The following is a 19525-nucleotide window of genomic DNA, read 5'->3' on the forward strand; positions in this document are numbered from 1 at the left end:
GAAAGTGTATACACTTTTTGTTTTTCTGGATATGATGACCGCATGGAAACCTCCAGCACGCGCCAGATCGTCGAGTCCCTCACCAAGGCCATCGTGGAGCACCGGTTGCATCCGGGCACCAAACTGGCCGAGCAGAAACTCGCGGACCACTTTGGCGTCTCACGCACACTGGTGCGCCAGGCGCTGTTCCAGCTCTCGCAAAACCGCCTGATCCGCCTGGAGCCCGCGCGCGGCGCCTTTGTGGCGGCGCCCTCTGTCGAGGAAGCCAAACAGGTGTTCGCCGTGCGCCGCATGCTGGAGACCGAAATGACGCGCGCCTTCGTGCGCCAGGTCACGCCAAGCAAGATCAAGGCCTTGCGCGAACACGTGGCGCAGGAAAAACGGGCCGTGGACAACCAGGATGTACCGGGCCGCACCGAACTGCTGGGCGACTTCCACGTGCGTTTGGCCGAACTCATGGGCAACCAGGTGCTGGCCGAACTCTTGCGCGAGCTGATCTCACGCTGCGCCCTCATCACGCTGATGTACCAGAGCACCAACGCGGCCGAACACTCCAACGAAGAACATGTCGCCATCGTCAAGGCCCTCGCCGCCAAAGACGAAGAAACCGCCGTTCGGCTAATGAACGAACACCTGATGCATGTGGAAGAAAACCTGACCTTCGACCGCAAGCTCCCGAGCAACGACATCTCCCTGGCGCTCTCCTCATGACTGTCTACGACTCCACCCTGCCCTACCCCCGCGACCTGGTCGGCTATGGCCGGGACGTGCCCCATGCGCGCTGGCCGAATGGCGCGCGCATCGCCGTGCAGTTCGTGCTGAACTACGAAGAAGGCGGCGAGAACTGTGTGTTGCACGGCGACGCAGGCTCGGAGCAGTTCCTGTCCGAGATGTTCAACCCGGCCTCGTTCCCGGACCGACACATCAGCATGGAAGGCATTTACGAATACGGCTCACGCGCGGGTGTGTGGCGGCTGCTGCGCGAGTTCGAGAAGCGCGGCATGCCGCTGACCGTGTTTGGCGTCGCCACCGCGCTGGAAAAACACCCCGAGCTGACCGCGGCCTTCCAGGAACTCGGCTACGACATCGCCTGCCACGGCCTCAAGTGGATCCACTACCAGGCCATCGACGAGGCCACCGAGCGCGCCCACATGGCCGAGGCGATGGCGATCATTCAGCGCCTCACGGGCGAGCGCCCGCTGGGCTGGTACACCGGCCGCGACAGCCCCAACACCCGCCGCCTCGTGGCCGACTTCGGTGGCTTCGAATACGACAGCGACTACTACGGCGAAGACCTGCCGTTCTGGATGAAGGTCCGCAAGAGCGACGGCAGCGATGCGCACCAGCTCATCGTGCCCTACACGCTGGACTGCAACGACATGCGCTTCGCCCTGCCCCAGGGTTATTCGCACGCCGACCCGTTCTTCCAGTACATGAAGGACAGCTTCGACGCGCTCTACGCCGAGGGCGACCCGAATGGCCTGGACCGCCCCAAGATGATGAGCATCGGCATGCACTGCCGCCTGCTCGGCCGACCGGGCCGCATCACCGCGCTGCAACGCTTCCTGGACCACATCCAGTCGCACGACCAGGTGTGGGTGGCACGCCGTCTGGACATCGCGCGGCACTGGAAGGCCACGCACCCCCTTCACACAGCCTGAACCGCCATGCCCATCACCCTGGACCAACTCAACGCCGCGCCGCTGGCCGAAGCCGCGACGATGCTCGATGGCCTCTACGAACACTCGCCCTGGATCGCCGAGGCCGCGCTGCAACAGCGCCCGTTCGCCTCGCTGGCTGCACTGAAACACGCCATGGTGCGCGTGCTGGATGAGGCCGGCGTGGAACCACAGCTCGCCCTGATCCGCGCCCACCCCGAGCTCGCGGGCAAGGCGATGGTCAGCAAAACCCTGACAGCCGAGTCCACCAACGAGCAGTCGAAAGCGGGCCTGACCCACTGCACGCCCGAGGAGTTCGCGCGCATCCAGCGGCTCAACGCCGACTACAACGCGAAACACGGTTTCCCGTTCATCCTCGCGGTGCGCGGCCCGCGCGGCACCGGCCTGAGCAAGGCGGACATCATCGCTACCTTTGAGCGCCGCCTGCACAACCCGGTGGACTTCGAGCGCGCCGAGTGCCTGCGCAACATCCACCGCATCGCCGAGCTCCGGCTGAACGACAAGTTCGGCTTCGAGCCGAACTTGGGCAACGCGGTCTGGGACTGGCATGAAGACCTGGCACGCCACACCGACCCGGGCTACGCCGAACTCGGCCAGCTCACCGTGACCTACCTGACGGTTGCACACCGGGCTTGTGCGGCGCAGCTGCATCAGCAGATGCTGGCGCTGGGCTTTGACGAAGCGCACATCGACGCGGTGGGCAATGTGGTGGGCCGTTACCACGGCACCTCGCCCGATGCGCCCAGCTTGCTCACCGGCAGCCACTACGACACCGTGCGCAACGGCGGCCAATACGACGGCCGCCTCGGCATCTTCGTCCCCATGGCCTGCGTGCAGCAGTTGAAGCAGGCGGGCAAGCGCCTGCCGTTCGCCATCGAGGTGGTGGGCTTTGCCGAAGAAGAAGGCCAGCGCTACAAAGCCACCTTCCTCGGTTCGGGCGCGCTCACCGGCCACTTCAACCCCGCCTGGCTCGACCAGCAGGATGCCGACGGCATCACCATGCGCGCGGCCATGCAACACGCCGGCCTGCCCGCGACGCTGGAAGCCATCACCGCGCTGCAACGCGACCCATCGAAATACCTCGGCTTTGTCGAGGTGCACATCGAGCAGGGTCCGGTGCTGTGCGAACTCGACCTGCCGCTGGGCATCGTCACCTCCATCAACGCCAGCGTGCGTTACCTCGGTGAGGTGATCGGCATGGCCAGCCACGCCGGCACCACGCCCATGGACCGCCGCCGCGACGCCGCCTGCGCCGTGGCCGAGCTGGCGCTTTACGCCGAACAGCGCGCCGCGGCCGACGGCGACTCGGTCGCCACCATCGGCATGCTGCAGGTGCCCAACGGCTCCATCAACGTGGTGCCGGGCCGCTGCAGCTTCAGCCTCGACCTGCGCGCGCCGAGCGACTCGCAGCGCGACGCCCTGGCGCGCGACGTGCTGACGCAGTTGCAGGCCATCTGCGAACGTCGCGGCGTGCGCCACACCCTGGAAGAAACCATGCGTGCCGCCGCCGCGCCCAGCGCCCCCGCCTGGCAGGCGCGCTGGGAAGCGGCCGTGAACGCGCTCGGCGTGCCGCTGCACCGCCTGCCCAGCGGCGCCGGTCACGACGCCATGAAGCTGCACGAAGTGATGCCGCAAGCCATGCTGTTCGTGCGCGGTCTCAACAGCGGCATCAGCCACAACCCGCTCGAATCCACCACCAGCGACGACATGGACCTGTGCGTGCGCGCCTTCGCGCACCTGCTGAAACAACTCGCCACCGAACACCAAGGTTGAACCACCCATGACCACCCCACAACAACAACTCGACGCCTGGATCGACGCCCACTTCGACGAGGAAGTGCAGTTCCTGCAGGAACTCATTCGCGTGCCCACCGACACGCCGCCGGGCAACAACGCACCGCACGCCGAGCGCACGGCCGAGCTGCTGGCCGCCATGGGCCTGACCGCCGAAAAGCACGCCGTGCCCGAAGCCGAGGTGAAGGCCGCGGGCCTGGAGACCATCACCAACCTGATCGTGCGCCGCCGCTTTGGCGACGGCGGCAAGACCATCGCCCTCAACGCGCATGGCGACGTGGTGCCGCCAGGTGAAGGCTGGACCCACGACCCCTACGGCGGCGAGATCGTGGACGGCAAGATCTACGGCCGCGCCACCGCGGTCAGCAAGTGCGACATCGCCAACTTCACCTTCGCGATCCGCGCGCTGGAATCGCTGGGTGCGCCGCTCAAGGGCGGTGTCGAACTGCACGTGACCTACGACGAGGAATACGGTGGTGAAGTCGGCCCGGACTGGCTGCTGAAGAAGGGCCTGACGAAACCCGACCTGATGATCGCCGCCGGCTTCAGCTACCAGGTGGTGGTGGCGCACAACGGCTGCCTGCAGCTGGAAGTGACGGTGCACGGCGACATGGCGCACGCCGCCATTCCCGACAGCGGCACCGACGCGCTGCAGGGCGCGGTGCACATCCTCAACGCGCTGTACGCACTCAACGCCGACTACCTGAAGATCACGTCCAGCGTCGAAGGCATCACCCACCCCTACCTCAACGTGGGCCAGATCAGCGGCGGCACCAACACCAACGTGATCCCCGGCAAGGTCGTGCTCAAGGTGGACCGCCGCATGATCCCCGAGGAAGACCCGGCCGAGGTGGAAGCCGCCCTGCGCCGCACCATTGCGGAGGCCGCCGCCAGCTTCAACCCGCCGCGTGGCGGACGCGCGATCAGCGTGGACGTGAAACGCATCCTGCTGGCGCGCGCGCTCAAACCCCTGCCCGGCAACCAGCCCCTGGTCGAAGCGATCCAGAAACACGGCCAGGCGATCTTCGGCGAAACCATTCCGGCGGTGGGCACACCGCTCTACACCGATGTGCGCATCTACGGCGAACACGGTATCCCGGGCGTGATCTACGGCGCCGGCCCGCGCACGGTGCGCGAGTCGAATGCCAAACGCGCCGACGAGAACCTGGTGCTGGAAGACCTGCGGCGCGCCACCAAAGTGGTTGCCCGCACCCTGCTGGATGTGTTGCAGGCCGCCTGAGCCACCTGTGGAATGTCCCAGCAGATGGCTGGCCGACTGCGTGCCACAATGACCGCCCGTCCACGCCGGGCGGCCCGATTCTGGAGACAACATGACCCCCGCTGAACAAGCCCTGCGCGACGCCGCGTTCGAATACCACCGCTCGCCCGGCAAGGGCAAGATTTCCGTCACGCCGACCAAACCACTGTCCAACCAGCGCGACCTGTCGCTGGCGTATTCGCCCGGTGTGGCCTACCCCTGCCTGGCCATCGAGGCCGACCCGTCCCTGGCTTCCGAGTACACCGCGCGCGGCAACCTGGTCGGCGTGATCACCAACGGCACCGCCGTGCTGGGCCTGGGCGACATCGGCCCGCTGGCGAGCAAGCCGGTGATGGAAGGCAAGGGCTGCCTGTTCAAGAAATTCGCCGGCATCGACGTGTTCGACATCGAGCTGGCCGAGCGCGACCCGGACAAGCTGGTCGACATCATCGCGGCGCTGGAGCCCACGCTGGGCGGCGTGAACCTCGAAGACATCAAGGCACCCGAGTGCTTCTACATCGAGAAGAAGCTGCGCGAGCGCATGAAGATCCCGGTCTTCCACGACGACCAGCACGGCACCGCCATCATCTCCAGCTCGGCGCTGATCAACGGCCTCGAACTGGTCGGCAAGGACATCGGCCAAGTGAAGATGGCGGTGTCCGGCGCCGGCGCCGCGGCCATCGCCTGCCTCGACCTGATGGTCAACCTCGGCGTGAACATCGAGAACATCCTGGTCTGCGATTCCAAGGGCGTGATCCACACCGAGCGCGCCGACGCGCTGGCCGGCAAACTCGACGAGTCCAAACAGCGCTACTGCCGCAACACCAACGCCCGCACCCTGGCCGACGCCATGAACGGCGCCGACGTGTTCCTCGGCTGCTCCGCCGCGGGTGTGGTGGACGCCGACATGGTGAAAAGCATGGGCACGCAGCCCATCATCCTGGCGCTGGCCAATCCGGAGCCCGAGATCCGGCCCGAGATCGCCAAGGCCGCGCGGCCCGATTGCATCATCGCCACCGGCCGTTCGGACTACCCCAACCAGGTCAACAACGTCCTGTGTTTCCCCTACATTTTCCGTGGCGCGCTCGATTGTGGCGCGACCAAGATCACGGAAGAAATGAAGATGGCCTGCGTGCGCCAGATCGCGGACCTGACCAAGAGCGAGATCAGTGACGAAGTGGCCGCCGCCTACGCCGGGCAGGAGCTGGTGTTCGGCCCCGACTACATCATCCCCAAGGCCTTTGACACGCGCCTGATCCTCAAGATCGCGCCCGCCGTGGCGCAAGCCGCGGCCGACTCCGGCGTGGCCACGCGCCCCATCACCGACATGGAGGCCTACAAGGAGAGCCTGGGTCGTTTCGTCTACCAGACCGGCATCCTGATGCGGCCCATTTTCAACGCCGCCAAGGCGTTGCCGGCAGCCAAAAAGCGCGTGGCCTTCGCTGACGGTGAAGACGAGCGCGCGCTGCGCGCCGCCCAGATGGCGATCGATGATCAATTGGCGGTACCAATCCTGATCGGCCGGCCCGCCGTGATCGCCGCGCGCATCGCCAAAGCCGGCCTGCGCATGCGCCTGGGCGTGGACGTGCAGAACACCAACCCCGAAGACGACCCGCGCTTCCGCCAGTACTGGGAGCACTACCACAAGCTCATGGCGCGCAACGGCGCCACGCCCGAGGTGGCCAAGGCCGCCGTTCGCCGATCCAACACCATCATCGGCTCGCTGATGGTGTCGCTGGGCGATGCGGATGCCCTCATCTGCGGCCTGGTGGGCAGCTACAACACCAACCTGGAGCGCATCGACGCGATCCTGGGCAAGCAACCCGGCGTGAGCAACTACGCCGCCGTCAACGCCCTCATGACCGAGCGCGGCCCGATCTTCATCTCCGACACCTACGTCAACGAAGACCCGAGCGCCGAACAGCTGGCCGAGATCGCCTGGATGGCCGCGCAGCAGGTGCAGCGCTTCGGCATCCCGCCCAAGGTCGCCTTCCTCTCACATTCGAGCTTCGGCTCCAGCAAGCGGGCTTCGGCCAAGAAGATGCGCGCCGCGCGCGACCTCTTCGTGGCGCAGCACCCCGGGATCGAATGCGATGGTGAACTGCACGGCGACGCCGCACTGCAGGAAGAAATCCGCCGCAGCTACGACGCGCAGACCACGCTCACCGGTTCGGCCAACCTGCTGATCTGCCCCAACCTGGATTCGGCCAACATCCTCTACAACGTGCTCAAGACCACCACCAGCGGCGGCGTGACCGTGGGCCCGGTGCTCATGGGCGCGGCAGCCACGGCCTACATCCTCACACCCGCCGCCACCGTGCGCCGCGTGCTCAACATGACGGCCCTGGCCGCCGCGAGCCACAAGGCCTGACAGCAACACCCGGCAACGGGCACCCGCCATGAAATGGACGCTTCGGCGTCCATTTTTTTCATCTCGTCACCAGCGGCACGGTGTTTGCAAGGGTTTTCCCGGTGCAATCTTCATCCGAATGTACACATAATTTGTATACAGTTTTGCATGCGATGTAGTCGCAAAAACGACCATGGACATCGCAGGAATCCCCCCAGCCCCATCGCCCAGGAGCCGCCCATGACCCCCTCTGTTCACCCGGTTGACGAACGACTGCCCGCCGGCAAACTCACCGCCCTCGGCCTGCAGCATGTGCTGGTGATGTACGCCGGTGCGGTGGCCGTGCCGCTGATCGTGGGCCGCGCGCTCAAGCTCAGCCCGGAGCAGGTGGCGATGCTGATCTCGGCCGACCTGTTCTGCTGCGGCCTGGTCACGCTGATCCAGTCGCTGGGGGCCACGCAGTGGTTCGGTATCAAGCTGCCGGTGATGATGGGTGTGACTTTCGCTTCGGTCGCCCCGATGGTGGCCATGGCCAACAGCAACCCGGGCACGCAGGGCGCGGGTCTCATCTTCGGCTCCATCATCGGCGCGGGGGTGGTCTCGATCCTGATCGCGCCCATCGTCAGCCGCATGCTGCGCTTCTTCCCGCCCGTGGTCACCGGCACCATCATTGCGGTGATCGGCATCAGCCTCATGCGCGTCGGCATCAACTGGATCTTCGGCAACCCCTTCGGCCCCACGGCGCCGAGCATTCCCAGCCCTGAACACCTGGCCTGGCTGGAGAGTGTGAAGCAGGCGTCCACCACCGGCGCCGTGCCCGCGATGCCGCAAGGCCTGGCCATCGTGGGCAGCGTGCCCAACCCGAAATACGCGCAGCTCTCGCACATCGGCATCGCAGCCATCGTGCTCGCGGCCATCCTGCTGATCGCCAGATTCGCCAAGGGCTTCGTCGCCAACATTTCGGTGTTGCTCGGCATCGTCGTCGGCGGCGTGATCGCCACCGCCGCCGGTCTCATGACATTCGAGAAAGTGGCCAAGGCGAACTGGTTCGACATCGTGCTGCCGTTCGAAATCGCCGCGCCGGTGTTCGACCCCATCCTGATCCTGACCATGAGCCTGGTGATGATCGTCGTGATGATCGAGTCCACCGGCATGTTCCTCGCGCTGGGTGACCTGACCGGCAAGAAGATCGACCAGAAGATGCTGACCGCCGGCCTGCGCACCGACGGCCTGGGCACGCTCATCGGCGGCATCTTCAACACCTTCCCCTACACCAGCTTCTCGCAGAACGTCGGCCTGGTCGGCGTGACCGGCGTGAAAAGCCGCTTCGTCTGCGTGGCCGGCGGCGTGATCCTGATCGTGCTCGGCCTGCTGCCCAAGATGGCGGCGCTGGTGGAGTCGCTGCCGACCTTCGTGCTGGGTGGCGCGGGTCTGGTGATGTTCGGCATGGTCGCCGCCACCGGCATCCGCATCCTCGCGGGCGTGGACTACAAGAGCAACCGCAACAACCTCTTCATCGTCGCCCTCTCCATTGGCGTCGGCATGATCCCGTTGATTGCCCCCAACTTCAAGCAGTGGATGCCGCATGCGATCCACCCGCTGATCGAGTCCGGCATCCTGCTGGCCTCGATCTCGGCGGTGGCGCTGAACCTGTATTTCAACGGCGGTCGGGGCGACGCCTCGGCGGCGATCGAAGCGGCGAAACACGCCGACGCACATTGAGCAAGGCCCTACGGGGCCTTTTTTTGTGCGCAGTCACTTCTTGTTTTGGTGCAGACGAGCGGGCGAATGCACCATTTCAGGGTTAGTCAGGATGACGCCGGGCGTCGCGCGGCCAAAAATCTGTATACACATTTTGTGTGCGCCTGATCGCCCCAACCGCTGCTGGCATCGTTTTTGCTCATTGGCTGGAGCGCACGGGCTGCCTGCCCGTGCCCCCACCGCATTCCAACGGAGAAAACATGAACAAGCGCCACTTCATCCAGACCGCCGCCGCCCTCGCCACCTGGGCCGCTTTCGGCTCGGCCCAGGCCCAGACCGCCCTCAAGTTCCAGCTCGACTGGCGCTTCGAAGGCCCGGCCGCGCTGTTCCTGCAACCCGCCGCCAAAGGCTATTTCAAGGCCGCCGGCCTGGACGTGACCATCGACTCGGGCAACGGCTCGGGTGGCACCGTCACCCGCGTGGCCTCGGGCACCTACGACATGGGCTTCGCCGACATGGCCGCGCTGATGGAGTTCCACGCCAACAACCCGGATGCGCCCAACAAGCCGGTGGCCGTGATGATGGTCTACAACAACACGCCCGCCGCCGTGCTGGCGCTCAAGAAGAGCGGCATCACCAAACCCGCCGACCTGAACGGCAAGAAGCTCGGTGCCCCGGTGTTCGACGCTGGCCGCAAGGGCTTCCCGATCTTCCAGAAGGCCAACGCCGTGAGCAACGTGGCCTGGACCTCGATGGACCCGCCGCTGCGCGAAACCATGCTGGTGCGTGGTGACATCGACGCCATCACCGGCTTTTCGTTCACCTCGCTGCTCAACCTCGAAGCGCGCGGCGTGAAGGCCGAAGACGTGGTGATCCTGCCCTACGCCGACTACGGCGTGAAGCTCTACGGCAACGCCATCATCGCCAGCCCCAAGCTGATCAAGGAAAACCCGGCCGCCATCAAAGCCTTCCTGACCGCGTTCGCCAAAGGCGCCAAGGAAGTCATGGCCAACCCAGCCGGCACCATCGGCACCGTGAAGGAGCGCGACGGCATCATCAACGTGGCGCTGGAAACGCGCCGCCTGCAACTGGCGGTGGACTCGGTGCTGGCCAGCCCCGACGCGCGCAAGGAGGGCTTCGGCCAGGTCAACCCTGGCCGGCTTTCGCTGATGGCCTCGCAGGTGTCGGATGCCTACGGCACCAAGACCCGCGTCGATCCCAAGGCGGTGTGGAACGGCAGCCTGCTGCCCAGCGCCGCCGAACTCAACGTGCTGCCGCCGGCCAAAAAATAGGCCCTTTCCAGACCAGGACCTGGGCCAGACACTCTGCGGAGCGGCTGGCCTTTTTTTCGGAAACCCGCATGTCCAACGCCACCACCGCCGACAAGCCCTTTGTCGATTTCGACCAGGTCTGGCTCGCCTACAACGACGACCTGCTGGCCAAGAACATCTTCGCGGTTGAAGACATCAACCTCAAGGTGAAAAAGGGCGAGTTCATCGCCATCGTCGGCCCTTCGGGCTGCGGCAAGTCCACCTTCATGAAGCTCACCACCGGGCTGAAGATGCCCAGCATGGGCAAGATCCTGATCGACGGCCAGCAGGTCACCGGTCCGCTCAAGATATCGGGCATGGCTTTTCAGGCGCCGTCGCTGCTGCCCTGGCGCACCACGCTCGACAACGTGCTGCTGCCGCTGGAGATCGTCGAGCCTTTCCGCAGCCAGTTCAAGGACCGGCGCAAGGAATTCGAGGAACGCGCGAAAAAGCTGCTGGAATCCGTGGGCCTGGGTGGCATGGAGAAGAAGTTTCCCTGGGAGCTCTCGGGCGGCATGCAGCAACGCGCCAGCATCTGCCGCGCCCTGATCCACGAGCCCAAGATGCTGTTGCTCGACGAGCCCTTCGGCGCGCTCGACGCCTTCACGCGCGAAGAACTCTGGTGCACGCTGCGCGACCTGTGGGAGGCGCAGCGCTTCAACGTCATCCTGGTCACGCACGACCTGCGCGAAAGTGTGTTCCTCGCCGACACGGTGTACTGCATGAGCAAAAGCCCGGGGCGCTTCGTCGTCAGGCGCGAGATCGACATTCCGCGCACGCGCGATCTGGAGGTGACCTACACACCGCAGTTCACCAACATCGTCCACGAGTTGCGGGGCCACATCGGGGCGATGCGAAAAAATTGAACCACCCCCATCGCTTGCTCGCTGCGCGTAGCCGCTCCGCCCCTCAAGGGGCAACACCTGCGGCCTGGCAAAGCCAGTTCCGCGGTGTTCTTGGCTGAAGGCACCTCGCTCGTTGAATTTTCTCTTTTCGCTCTGGAGTTCTCCCTATGAACAAGAAACAAGTCGAACGCTGGTCGCCCTTTCTGCTGCTGATCGCCATCATCGTGGTCTGGGAAGTGATCACCAGCGGCTTCGGCGTCTCGGAATTCATCTTCCCCAGCCCCTCGCGCATCTGGGAGCAGACGCTGGAGCACAAGGTCACCATCCTGGGCCACGCCTGGCGCACCTACTGGGTGACGATGGCGGGCTTTGGCATCGCCATCGTGGTCGGTGTGTTGCTGGGCTTTCTGATCGGCAGCTCGCGCCTGGCCTACGCCGCGGTGTACCCGCTCATGACGGCCTTCAACGCCCTGCCCAAGGCGGCCTTCGTGCCCATCCTCGTGGTCTGGTTCGGCATCGGCGTCGGCCCGGCCATCCTGACCGCCTTCCTGATCAGCTTCTTCCCCATCATGGTCAACATCGCCACCGGCCTGGCCACCCTGGAGCCCGAGCTGGAAGACGTGTTGCGCGTGCTGGGCGCCAAGCGCTGGGACGTGCTGACCAAAGTCGGTCTGCCGCGCTCCATGCCTTATTTCTTCGGCTCGCTCAAGGTCGCGATCACGTTGGCCTTTGTGGGCACCACGGTGTCGGAGATGACAGCATCGAACGAAGGCATCGGCTACCTGCTGATCTCGGCCGGCAGTTCCATGCAGATGGGCCTGGCCTTCAGTGGCCTGCTGGTGGTGGGTGCGATGGCGATGGCGATGTACGAGCTGTTCAGCTTCGTGGAAAAACACACCACGGGCTGGGCACACAGAAGGGCTGAATAGGCTCCCCCCGCGTCGCCTGCGGCGCCACCCCCCAGGGGGCGACACTGGCGGCCCGGCAAAGCCGGTTCCGCGGTGTCCTGTCAAACTGCCCCTCCCTCCGCCGAGTTGGGTCCCTACATGAACCAAGATCAAGTTTTACGTCATCTGCGGCGCGCCAACGAGGTGGCGCTGCGTGCCGCCAGCATGGGTCGCCACCCTTTCGGCGCCTTGCTGGTCGCACCGGACGGCGAGACGGTGCTGGCCGAGCAGGGCAACATCGACACCGTGAACCACGCCGAGTCCACACTCGCGCGCACGGCGGCGGACAATTGGCCAGGGGAATACCTCGCGCGCTGCACGCTGGTGACCACCTTCGAGCCCTGCGCCATGTGCACCGGCACCGCTTACTGGGCCAACATCGGACGCATCGTCTACGGCGCCAGCGAAGAAGCCCTGCTCGCGCTCACCGGCAGCCACGCAGAAAACCCCACGCTGTCGCTCCCCTGCCGCGAGGTCATCGCGCGCGGGCAGAAGGCCATCGAAGTGATCGGTCCGGTCGCCGAACTGGAAACCGAGCTGCTGGCACCGCACCGAGACTTCTGGAAGTCATAGAGTCACAGAGCCCAAGTCATCCCGAGCCTTGACGGTACGGCCCATCACACCAACAAGAAGCGGGGAAGCCCCCCCCGGGGCACCGCCGGGCCGGCTTCGCTGGACGGCCAGTGCCGCCCCCCCTGGGGGGGGTGACGCGAAGCGGCGCGGGGGGGCCCCACCGTGAACCTAAACTCACGCTATGCCCTGGCACGCCCAACTCTTGCTCGACTACCGCCTCGACGCCCAGCGCACCGTGCTCCGCCACGAACACAACGGCCCGCTGCGCATCTTCAAGAGCCTCTACCCCGAAGGCGACGCGATCTGCCACAACGTCATCATCCACCCGCCCGGCGGGCTCGTGGGTGGCGATGTGCTGGATGTGCAGGTGCACGTGGGCCGCGGTGCCCACGGCCTCATCAGCACCCCGGGCGCCACGCGCTTCTACGCCTCCGACGGCCTGCCCACCACCCAGCAGGTGAAGCTCGTGCTGGACGCCGGCGCCCGGCTCGAATGGCTGCCGCTGGAAGCCATCGCCTACCCCGGCTGCCAGGCCCACAACAGCCTGAGAGCCACGCTCGCCGAGGGCGCCGAACTGCTGGCCTGGGATGTCACGGCGCTCGGCCTGCCCACCGCCGGCCAGGCGTTTGACCAGGGCCGCTTCAACCAGCGGCTGGAGATCCCCGGCCTCTGGCTGGAGCAGGCCCGCATCGACGCGGCCGACACCCGCCTGCTCGAATCGCCGCTGGGCCTGGGCGGTCAGCGCTGCCTGGGCACCCTGTGGCTGGCCAGCGGCACGCCGTTCAGCCGCGAACGCCGCGAGCAACTGCTCGACGGGGTGCGCGCCGTGCTCGACACCGCACCCCCGGGCGTGCGGGCCGGAGCCACCTGCCCCAACCCGCAACTGCTGGTGGTGCGCGCCGTGGCACCCCTGGTAGAGCCCCTGATGGCGACCTTGCAACAGGTCTGGGCCGCCCTGCGTCCGCTCGCCTGGGGCCTGGACGGCACCCCGCCGCGCATCTGGCGGGTCTGAGAAAAACACCCGCATGGTCGGGTAATTCCGGCGATTGCGCGCGCCCGAGGCTGGGCACAATGCACCAAGACCTCGTCCGCACACGCCCATCCACGCCCGCCCTCCGTCCATGCCCGCCCACCACACCGATCTCCACGATGCGCGTGCCCTGGTCATTGATGGCAACCCGCGCTCGCGCTCGATCCTGGTGTCGCAACTCAAGGAGTTCGGCGTCGGCACCATCGTGCAATGCTCCAGGCTGGTGGATGCCCGCACCAAGCTGGAGATGGGCACCTTCGACGTCGTCATCTGCGAACACTATTTCGAGCGCGAGGAGTTGACGGGCCAGGACCTGCTCGACGACCTGCGGCGCAACCAGCTGCTGCCCTTCTTCACCGTGTTCGTGATGGTGACGTCGGAGTCGTCCTACAGCAAGGTCGCCGAGGCGGCCGAGTCGGCGCTCGACGCCTACCTGCTCAAACCCCACACCGCCATGGGCCTGGTCAAACGCATCTACCAGGCGCGCAAGCGCAAGATGGCGCTCAAGGACATCTTCACAGCGATCGAGGCCGAAGACTTCGAACTGGCGGGTCAGCTCTGCAAACAGCGGTTCGAATCGCGCAAACCCTTCTGGCTGTATGCCGCGCGCATTGGTGCCGAGCTCATGCTGCGCAGCGGCCACCTGAGCGAGGCCCAGCAACTCTACGAAGCCGTGGTCGAGGCCAAGACCCTGCCCTGGGCCAAGCTCGGCGTGGCGCGCGCGCAGCTCGAAGCCGGCTACCCGCAACGCGCCACCACCACCCTGGAGAGCCTGATCGAGACCGATCCGGGCTACACCGATGCCTACGACGTGATGGGGCGCGCGCAGTTCGAGCTCGGCAATTTCCAGAACGCGCTGGCCACTTTCAAGATGTCCACCAAGCTGACGCCCGCGTCGGTCAACCGCCTGCTCAAGCACGGCATGATGGCTTGGTACGCCGGTGAACGCGAAGAGGGGATCGAGCTGCTCGACAGGGCCACCCGCATCGGCCTGGACTCCAAGCTGTTCGACCCGCAGGCCCTGGTGTTGCTCGCCTTTGCGCGCCTGGACGACAACGACCAGCGGCGCCTGCTGCGCTGCGTCGAACATCTGGAACGCCTGCGCGACCGCAACCCGGACAAGCCCCGGATCCCCCGACTGCTCGACGTCGCACATGCCCTGGTGGCCATCCAGGAATACCAGACCGCCCGCGCACTCGATGAAGTCCGGCGCATGGCCAAGACCATCCTCGAACCCGGGTTCGATTTCGAGTCCGCCAGCAACCTGCTCGCCCTCATGACCCGGCTGGCGAACCGCTCGATCCAGCTCTATGAAGTGGATGCCGCGGTGGACACCATGGGCCTGCGGTTCTGCACCAGCCGCGCGCTCACCGAATTGCTGGCCTGCGCGGCCACCGGGCGGACGGATTTCATCAACCGGATCCGGGCCGCCCACGGGGACATCCTCAAGCTCACCGAAGAAGCCATGTCACTCAGCCTCAAGGGCGACCCGCAAAGCGCGGTGGAACACCTGCTGGCCGACGGCGAGCGCACGCTGAACGCCAAGCTCATCGAGTCGGCCCATCTGGTGCTGCTGCGCTACGAAGGCCGCATCGCGGACCATGTTGGGCTCAAGCAGCGGGCCCAGACACTGCGTGAGCGCTACCGCACGACCGACATCCACGCGGGCCTGGGCGAACAGGCGGCCACGGGCCGGGCGGCGGGCGGCATGTCGCTGCCAGCGGGCTACAAGCCGCCGCCGAAAACCGAAGGTCTGCTGGCGAAAGTCAATGCCACCGGGTAGACATGCCCACCCCATCGCGGCTCACTGCGTGTAGCCGCTCCGCCCCTCAAGGGGCAACAGCAGCGGCCCGGCGAAGCCGGTTCCACGCTGTTCCCGGTTCAGGCACGCGCTCCGGCTAGACATCGAACCATCAAATGGCAACGAGCTGGCGCACGCCCTTGGCCTGCATCTCGCTGCCAGGACCGCTGGCGATGACTTCGCCGCGCTCCATCACCACGTACTGGTCGGCCAGCTCTTCGGCGAAGTCGTAGTACTGCTCCACCAGCACGATGCCCATGTTGCCGCGGTCGGCCAGCATGCGGATCACCTTGCCGATGTCCTTGATGATGTTGGGCTGGATGCCTTCGGTGGGTTCGTCGAGGATCAGCAGCTTGGGGCCGGCGGCCAGCGCGCGCGCGATGGCCAGCTGCTGCTGCTGACCGCCCGAGAGATCGCCGCCTCTTCGACCCAGCATCTGCTTGAGCACCGGGAACAGCTCGAACAGCTCGGCCGGGATCGGCGTGCCGCCGCTCTTGTAGGCCAGACCCATCTGCAGGTTTTCCTGCACCGTGAGGCGGCCAAAGATCTCGCGCCCCTGCGGCACGAAGCCCACGCCCATGCGGGCGCGTTCGTAGGGCGTGGCTTTGTCGATGGCCACGCCGTCGAGCGTGATGCTGCCGCTCTTGATGGGCACCAGGCCCATGAGCGATTTGAGCAACGTGGTCTTGCCCACGCCGTTGCGGCCCAGCACCACCGTCACCTGGCCCAGTTCGGCGGTGAGGTTGACGTTGCGCAGGATGTGGCTGCCGCCGTAGTACTGGTTGACTTGTTTGACTTCTAGCAGGCTCATGGTGTGCTCCGTGTGTGGCTCAACGGCCCAAATAGACCTCAATCACCCGTTCATCCGCCTGCACCTCATCCAGCGTGCCCTCAGCCAGCACCGACCCGTCACACAACACCGTGACCTTCTCCGAAATGGTGCGGATGAAGCTCATGTCGTGCTCCACCACCATCAGCGAATGTTTGCCCTTCAGCGTCAGGAACAGCTGCGCCGTGCGCTCCGTCTCCTCGTCCGTCATGCCGGCCACGGGTTCGTCGAGCAACAAGAGCTTCGGGTCCTGCATCAGCAGCATGCCGATCTCCAGCCACTGCTTCTGCCCGTGGCTCAGGTTGCCCGCCAGACGCGCCGCGCTGTCGGCCAGGTGGATGGTGGTCAGCACCTCGCCGAGGCGGTCCTTCTCTTCGCCCGTCGGGCGGAACACCATGCTGTGGCGCACGCGCTTGTCGGTCGCCAGCGCGAGTTCCAGGTTCTCGTACACGCTGAGCTGCTCGAACACCGTGGGCTTCTGGAACTTGCGGCCGATGCCCAAAGCGGCGATCTCGGGCTCGCGGTAGCGCAGCAGGTCGATCGTGCTGCCGAAAAACACCTGGCCGCTGTCGGGCCGGGTCTTGCCGGTGATGATGTCCATCATCGTCGTCTTGCCCGCGCCGTTGGGGCCGATGATGCAGCGCAGCTCGCCGGGCGCGATGTCCATACTCAGTCCGTTGATGGCCTTGAAGCCGTCGAAGCTCACGTGCACGTCTTCCAGGTACAGGATGCGGCCGTGCGTGGTGTCCACCTCGCCGGGCGTGTGGATGCGGCCGTAAGCCGCGGCACGACCACCCGATTCGGTCCGGCCCAGCACGCCCGCTGTCTGCAGTTTTTCAAAGCGCTGCGCGCCTTCTTCCATCAGATCGGGCGTCATGCTCTCGCTCCACGGATTTTCTTCACCAACCCCACCACGCCCTGCGGCATCCACAGCGTGACCGCGATGAACAGCGCGCCCAGGAAGTAGAGCCAGAACTCGGGGAAGGTCACGGTGAGCCAGCTTTTGGCGCCGTTGACGATGAAGGCGCCGATGATGGGGCCGACCAGCGTGGCGCGGCCGCCCACCGCGGCCCAGACCGCGATCTCGATGCTGGCCGCGGTGCTCATTTCACCGGGGTTGATGATGCCGACTTGTGGCACGTAGAGCGCACCGGCGATGCCGCACATCACGGCCGAAATCGTCCAGATGGTGAGCTTGTAGGGCAGCGGGTTGTAGCCGCAGAACATGACGCGGCTCTCGGCGTCGCGCACGGCCTGCAGCACGCGGCCGAACTTGCTGTTGACCAGCCAGCGCGCCCACAGGAAGAAGCCCAGCAGCGTGAGGCCGGTGAGCACGAACAGCGTCATGCGCATGTTCTGCGTGGCCAGCGGCATGCCGAGAATGCGCTTGAAATCGGTGAAACCGTTGTTGCCGCCCAGGCCGGTCTCGTTGCGGAAGAACAGCAGCAGCGCGGCGAAGGTGAGGGCCTGCGTGATGATGGAGAAATACACACCCTTGATGCGCGAGCGGAAGGCGAAGTAGCCGAACACGAAGGCCACCAGACCGGGGACGAGCACGATCAGCAGCAGCGTGGCGATGAAGCTGTCGGACAGCGCCCAGTGCCAGGGCAACTCCTTCCAGTCCAGGAAGACCATGAAGTCGGGCAGCTCGCTCTTGTAGTTGCCGTCGGTGCCGATCTGGCGCATGAGGTACATGCCCATCACGTAGCCGCCGAGCGCAAAGAACAGGCCGTGGCCCAGGCTCAGGATGCCGGTGTAGCCCCAGATCAGGTCCATGGCCAGCGCGCAGATGGCGTAACACATGATCTTGCCCAGCAGGCCCACCATGTAGTCGCTCAGGTGGAAGGCGCTGCCTTCGGGCACGAACAGGTTGAGCAGCGGCGCCACGGCGCAGACCACCAGCAGGGCCACGACGAAGGCGCTCCAGCCGGTGCGGGTGAGCAGCGGGCCGGCGTGCGGCAGCGTGACGGACGCGGGAACGGGGGGTGTGGTCATGTTGGTCATGCTTCGGCACTCCGGCCCTTCATGGCAAAGATCCCCTGCGGCCGCTTCTGGATGAAGACGATGATGAAGACCAGCACCGCGATCTTGGCCAGCACGGCGCCCGCCCAGCCTTCGATGAACTTGTTGAGCAGGCCCAGGCCCAGCGCGGCGTACACCGTGCCGGCGAGCTGGCCCACGCCACCGAGCACCACTACCATGAACGAGTCCACGATGTAGTTCTGCCCAAGGTCGGGTCCGACGTTGCCGATCTGGCTCAGTGCGCAGCCCGCCAGGCCGGCGATGCCCGAACCGAGCGCGAAGGCGTAGGTGTCGATGCGCGCGGTGTTCACACCCATGCAACTGGCGATGGGCCGGTTCTGCGTCACGCCGCGCACGAACAGGCCGAGCCGCGTGCGGGTGATCAGCAGCGTCACGCCGATCAGCACGGCCGCCGCAAAGCCGATGATGACGATGCGGTTCCAGGGCAGGTTGAGGTTTCCCAGCAGCGTCACGCCACCGCTCATCCAGCTCGGGTTTTCAACCCCCACGTTCTGCGCGCCGAACAGGCTGCGCACACCCTGCATCAGCACCAGCGAGATGCCCCAGGTGGCGAGCAGCGTTTCCAGTGGTCGACCGTAGAGGAAGCGGATCACGGTGCGCTCCATCGCCGCGCCGACCAGGGCCGAGGCCATGAAGGCGACCGGCAGCGCGGCCAGCAGGTACCAGTCGAACACGCCCGGCAGGTAGTTGCGGAACAGCGCCTGCACACCCCAGGTGGCGTAGGCACCGATCATGATCAGCTCGCCGTGGGCCATGTTGATCACGCCCATGAGGCCATAGGTGATGGCCAGGCCGAGCGCGGCCAGCAGCAGGATGCTGCCCAGGCTGATGCCGGTGAAGGCCTGCGCCAGCGCATTGCCGACGGCGAGCGTGCGGTCCAGCGCCGAGAGCGCGGCCTGCAGGGCTCCCTTCACGGCCGGGCTGGTTTCGGTTTCCAGGCGCTGCAGCAACAGGGGGCGCACCTCGGGCTGCAGCGTTTCGCCCAGCTTCTGCGCGGCGGCCAGGCGCTGCGCTTCGTCTTCACTCGCCAGCAGCACGGCGGCCTGCGCCATCTCCAGTGTCTGGCGGGCCTTGGGGTCGAGCTGCGCCGCCAGCGCGCGTTCGATCAGCGGCAGCTGGGCCACATCGGGTTCATCAAAACTGCCGCGTTGCAGGCTCAGCGCCGCTTCGCGCTGGCGCTCGGGGTCGCCGCCCACGAGCTGCATGCCAGCGAGCGCGGTTTCCAGCGCGCCGCGCATGCGGTTGTTGATGGTCACGTCCTGCGCTTCATCGGTGAGCGCCACGGCTTCGCCGGTGACCGCGTCAGTCGCTGTTTCATCGCGCACGATCAGCACCTGCGTGCCCTGCACGCGCACGGCCTCATCG

The 19525-nt window shown here is 66.0% G+C and carries 16 protein-coding genes; 12 read left to right on the forward strand and 4 right to left on the reverse strand.

The annotated features are described in order from the left end of the window. Window positions 1-42: 42 nt before the first annotated feature. From VLK61_RS14135 to VLK61_RS14190, 12 genes are all read left to right on the forward strand, one after another. A complete protein-coding gene (locus VLK61_RS14135) occupies window positions 43-711 on the forward strand; it encodes a GntR family transcriptional regulator (RefSeq protein ID WP_210826937.1) in 669 nt (222 codons plus the stop codon). Next, window positions 708-1661: an allantoinase PuuE gene (puuE, locus tag VLK61_RS14140; RefSeq protein WP_325422240.1), complete on the forward strand. Its 954-nt coding sequence runs from the start codon at window positions 708-710 to the stop codon at window positions 1659-1661. The genes VLK61_RS14135 and puuE overlap by 4 nt, the downstream gene beginning before the upstream one ends. Window positions 1662-1667: 6 nt before the next feature. Next, window positions 1668-3452 (forward strand): 2-oxo-4-hydroxy-4-carboxy-5-ureidoimidazoline decarboxylase, encoded by a 1785-nt coding sequence (gene uraD, locus VLK61_RS14145; RefSeq protein WP_325422242.1) that lies wholly within the window; start codon window positions 1668-1670, stop codon window positions 3450-3452. A gap of 7 nt (window positions 3453-3459) precedes the next feature. After that, window positions 3460-4713: a M20 family metallopeptidase gene (locus VLK61_RS14150; protein ID WP_210826949.1), complete on the forward strand. Its 1254-nt coding sequence runs from the start codon at window positions 3460-3462 to the stop codon at window positions 4711-4713. 91 nt (window positions 4714-4804) lie between these two features. Continuing rightward, window positions 4805-7102: an NADP-dependent malic enzyme gene (locus VLK61_RS14155; protein ID WP_325422245.1), complete on the forward strand. Its 2298-nt coding sequence runs from the start codon at window positions 4805-4807 to the stop codon at window positions 7100-7102. A 219-nt stretch (window positions 7103-7321) separates the two neighbouring features. Continuing rightward, window positions 7322-8803 (forward strand): nucleobase:cation symporter-2 family protein, encoded by a 1482-nt coding sequence (locus VLK61_RS14160; RefSeq protein WP_177136249.1) that lies wholly within the window; start codon window positions 7322-7324, stop codon window positions 8801-8803. A 239-nt stretch (window positions 8804-9042) separates the two neighbouring features. Next, window positions 9043-10074: an ABC transporter substrate-binding protein gene (locus tag VLK61_RS14165; protein ID WP_210826951.1), complete on the forward strand. Its 1032-nt coding sequence runs from the start codon at window positions 9043-9045 to the stop codon at window positions 10072-10074. 68 nt (window positions 10075-10142) lie between these two features. Further along, window positions 10143-10958 (forward strand): ABC transporter ATP-binding protein, encoded by an 816-nt coding sequence (locus tag VLK61_RS14170; protein ID WP_325422264.1) that lies wholly within the window; start codon window positions 10143-10145, stop codon window positions 10956-10958. 146 nt (window positions 10959-11104) lie between these two features. After that, window positions 11105-11866: an ABC transporter permease gene (locus VLK61_RS14175; RefSeq protein ID WP_210826955.1), complete on the forward strand. Its 762-nt coding sequence runs from the start codon at window positions 11105-11107 to the stop codon at window positions 11864-11866. A gap of 117 nt (window positions 11867-11983) precedes the next feature. Beyond that, window positions 11984-12457, forward strand: coding sequence for a nucleoside deaminase (locus VLK61_RS14180; protein ID WP_210826957.1), 474 nt, complete (start codon window positions 11984-11986; stop codon window positions 12455-12457). Between the two features lie 181 nt (window positions 12458-12638). Then, the gene (locus tag VLK61_RS14185; RefSeq protein ID WP_325422250.1) at window positions 12639-13469 is read left to right on the forward strand and encodes an urease accessory protein UreD; all 831 of its coding nucleotides are present in this window, start codon (window positions 12639-12641) and stop codon (window positions 13467-13469) included. Window positions 13470-13578: 109 nt separating this feature from the next. Next, complete coding sequence (locus tag VLK61_RS14190; RefSeq protein WP_325422252.1) at window positions 13579-15270, forward strand: response regulator; 1692 nt, start codon at window positions 13579-13581, stop codon at window positions 15268-15270. A gap of 130 nt (window positions 15271-15400) precedes the next feature. On the opposite strand, the gene urtE is transcribed toward VLK61_RS14190, so the two are convergent. From urtE to urtB, 4 genes are all read right to left on the reverse strand, one after another. After that, a complete protein-coding gene (urtE, locus tag VLK61_RS14195) occupies window positions 15401-16093 on the reverse strand; it encodes an urea ABC transporter ATP-binding subunit UrtE (RefSeq protein ID WP_325422265.1) in 693 nt (230 codons plus the stop codon). 25 nt (window positions 16094-16118) lie between these two features. Then, window positions 16119-16994 carry an urea ABC transporter ATP-binding protein UrtD gene (gene urtD, locus VLK61_RS14200; RefSeq protein WP_325422254.1) on the reverse strand — a complete coding sequence of 292 codons (876 nt, stop codon included), beginning with the start codon at window positions 16992-16994 and terminating at the stop codon, window positions 16119-16121. Beyond that, the gene (gene urtC / locus VLK61_RS14205; protein WP_226467110.1) at window positions 16991-18112 is read right to left on the reverse strand and encodes an urea ABC transporter permease subunit UrtC; all 1122 of its coding nucleotides are present in this window, start codon (window positions 18110-18112) and stop codon (window positions 16991-16993) included. Before urtC ends, urtD begins: the two co-directional genes overlap by 4 nt. Before the next feature lie 5 nt (window positions 18113-18117). After that, window positions 18118-19525: urea ABC transporter permease subunit UrtB (urtB, locus tag VLK61_RS14210; protein ID WP_325422259.1), on the reverse strand; the 1408-nt coding region annotated here is incomplete at its 5' end.

It is taken from the genome of Aquabacterium sp. (assembly GCF_035476535.1).
Taxonomy (GTDB): domain Bacteria; phylum Pseudomonadota; class Gammaproteobacteria; order Burkholderiales; family Burkholderiaceae_C; genus Pseudaquabacterium.

Coding starts and splice junctions, on each gene's coding strand:
- VLK61_RS14160 (WP_177136249.1), top strand. CDS start 7,322: ATGACCCCCTCTGTTCACCCGGTTGACGAACGACTGCCCGCCGGCAAA.
- VLK61_RS14190 (WP_325422252.1), top strand. CDS start 13,579: ATGCCCGCCCACCACACCGATCTCCACGATGCGCGTGCCCTGGTCATT.
- VLK61_RS14185 (WP_325422250.1), top strand. CDS start 12,639: ATGCCCTGGCACGCCCAACTCTTGCTCGACTACCGCCTCGACGCCCAG.
- VLK61_RS14165 (WP_210826951.1), top strand. CDS start 9,043: ATGAACAAGCGCCACTTCATCCAGACCGCCGCCGCCCTCGCCACCTGG.
- VLK61_RS14180 (WP_210826957.1), top strand. CDS start 11,984: ATGAACCAAGATCAAGTTTTACGTCATCTGCGGCGCGCCAACGAGGTG.
- VLK61_RS14170 (WP_325422264.1), top strand. CDS start 10,143: ATGTCCAACGCCACCACCGCCGACAAGCCCTTTGTCGATTTCGACCAG.
- urtD (WP_325422254.1), bottom strand. CDS start 16,994: ATGACGCCCGATCTGATGGAAGAAGGCGCGCAGCGCTTTGAAAAACTG.
- VLK61_RS14150 (WP_210826949.1), top strand. CDS start 3,460: ATGACCACCCCACAACAACAACTCGACGCCTGGATCGACGCCCACTTC.
- VLK61_RS14135 (WP_210826937.1), top strand. CDS start 43: ATGGAAACCTCCAGCACGCGCCAGATCGTCGAGTCCCTCACCAAGGCC.
- uraD (WP_325422242.1), top strand. CDS start 1,668: ATGCCCATCACCCTGGACCAACTCAACGCCGCGCCGCTGGCCGAAGCC.
- VLK61_RS14175 (WP_210826955.1), top strand. CDS start 11,105: ATGAACAAGAAACAAGTCGAACGCTGGTCGCCCTTTCTGCTGCTGATC.
- urtC (WP_226467110.1), bottom strand. CDS start 18,112: ATGACCACACCCCCCGTTCCCGCGTCCGTCACGCTGCCGCACGCCGGC.
- puuE (WP_325422240.1), top strand. CDS start 708: ATGACTGTCTACGACTCCACCCTGCCCTACCCCCGCGACCTGGTCGGC.
- VLK61_RS14155 (WP_325422245.1), top strand. CDS start 4,805: ATGACCCCCGCTGAACAAGCCCTGCGCGACGCCGCGTTCGAATACCAC.